Raw genomic sequence first — 2,049 nt, 5'->3', positions numbered from 1 at the left:
TAGCAGGAATCCCAAACAAAGGATGATCAGCGTCGGATGGGCGTTTACGAACTTGGTGAGCGGCCTGCTCGCGACAATCATCACGATCATCGCGATCACGACCGCTGCCATCATAATGTAGATCTCGTCGACCATGCCGATGGCCGTGATGACCGAGTCGAGCGAGAACACCGCGTCGAGCACCACGATCTGCGCGACTACCGGCCAGAACCGGGCATGAGCGACGCTGTCCGGGTGCTCGTGTGGCCCGGCTTCGAGCCGGTCATGTATCTCCATCGTGGCCTTGATCAGCAGGAACACCCCACCAAGAACGAGGATGAGGTCGCGCCAAGAAATCGCCTGTGCAAATACAGTGAACAGCGGTGCCGTCAGCGACATGACCCAGGAAATACTGGCGAGCAACCCGAGACGCATGAGCAGCGCTAAGCTCAGACCGATGACACGCGCTCGATCACGCTGGGACGGTGGCAGCTTATCCGCCAGGATGGCGATAAAGATAAGATTGTCGATGCCGAGGATGATTTCCAGCACGACGAGCGTCAGAAGACCGACCCATATCGTCGGATCTGTTAACCACTCCATTACTTGACTCCGAAATTGACCGTTTGCGCTGCTTTATTCAACCGGCCCGTTGCAAAGACAAGGTTCACTGATCGGCCACCTAGTGTGTAGCGAACAACGACTACGCGTACGGCACAACATGGGCCGTGACGCCGGCCTGCACTAGGTCGATCTATCGGCTGGACTCCCGCAAAGCCGCGATGCGCTCGTCTAGGGGCGGGTGCGACATGAACAGGCGCTTTAGGCCATGGCCAATTCCACCCGAGATCCCAAAGGCGGCCAACTGGTCGGGCAAGTGAGGCTGTTCATAGCGCTGCTTCAGCCGCTCCAATGCGGCGATCATTTTCTCCCGGCCGGCGAGCTTCGCCCCGCCCGCATCCGCGCGAAACTCGCGCTGGCGGCTAAACCACATGACGATGATGCTCGCCAGAATCCCCAACATGAGCTCGGCGATGATTGCGGTCACCCAGAATGCCGGCCCATGTCCCTGTTCCGTTTTGAACACCAGGCGATCGACCAGATGGCCTACGACGCGGGAGAGAAAGATCACAAAGGTGTTGACCACACCTTGGATCAGGGCCAGGGTCACCATGTCGCCGTTGGCGATGTGGCTCACCTCATGCCCCAGGACGGCCTCGGCTTCGTCCAGGCTCATCGACTTGATCAAGCCCGTGCTCACGGCCACTAACGCGTGATCGCGGCGCATACCCGTGGCGAAGGCGTTCACATCCGGTGTATCGAAGATGGCCACTTCCGGCATCCCGATACCCGCCCGCTGCGCGTGCCCCCGGACGGTCTCCACCAGCCAGCGCTCCCTCGCATGGGCAGGTTGCTCAATGACCTGCGCGCCGGTCAGACGCTTAGCGGTCCATTTGGAGATCGCAAGCGAGATCAACGCCCCGCCGAATCCAAACACGCCGGCGAACACCAGCAAGGCGTTGAGATCGAGCCCCGTACCTTGCTCATCGAGGATACGCTCGACTCCCAAGAGTCGCAGCGCGATGCTGAGCACGAAAACGACCGCAAGGTTGGTGACTAAGAAGAGAAATATGCGTTTCATATCCAAGCTCCTTCAGGTAATACTAACACACCGGCTAACGAATTCTCCGCCGCGCGTTAAACGTGCTTTGAACCTTGGATCTAAGCACACGCAGCCAGCGCCGCGCCCACGTGAACTCTATCCCGAGGATCGCCAGACCGATCGGGATGACTATAAAGGCAGGGCCAGGGAGCACGATCATCGCCATACCGAGCAGCACGACCGTTGCTCCAACGACTCCTACCACGATTCGGCGCGCTAGCTTGTAAGACTGCGAGATCATGAAGGTCTCGCTATAATACTCCAGCGGTAAAAACGTTGCATATCCAAGTCTATTCCAATGCAAGATGAGTCTGAAGGGAGGGCTTATTTCTAATACAAGATGAGTCTGAAGTAAGGCGGCGACTGTTCATGATGGGAGGATGAAGACCATCATGAACGACGGACAA

Annotated in this window: 3 protein-coding genes; all 3 read right to left on the bottom strand. The window is 58.0% G+C overall.

The features are described from left to right. The coding region (locus M3436_20995) for a TerC family protein (GenBank protein ID MDQ3566442.1) at positions 1-582 on the bottom strand (582 nt) is incomplete at its 3' end. 151 nt (positions 583-733) lie between these two features. Continuing rightward, a complete protein-coding gene (gene htpX / locus M3436_20990; protein ID MDQ3566441.1) occupies positions 734-1,621 on the bottom strand; it encodes a protease HtpX in 888 nt (295 codons plus the stop codon). Between the two features lie 34 nt (positions 1,622-1,655). After that, a complete protein-coding gene (locus M3436_20985; protein MDQ3566440.1) occupies positions 1,656-1,883 on the bottom strand; it encodes a PGPGW domain-containing protein in 228 nt (75 codons plus the stop codon). Positions 1,884-2,049: the final 166 nt, after the last annotated feature.

This window comes from Pseudomonadota bacterium (assembly GCA_030859565.1).
Taxonomy (GTDB): Bacteria; Pseudomonadota; Gammaproteobacteria; order JACCXJ01; family JACCXJ01; genus USCg-Taylor.
Note: the sequence above shows the minus strand (reverse complement) of the source record. Positions and strands in the feature narration are given on the sequence as shown.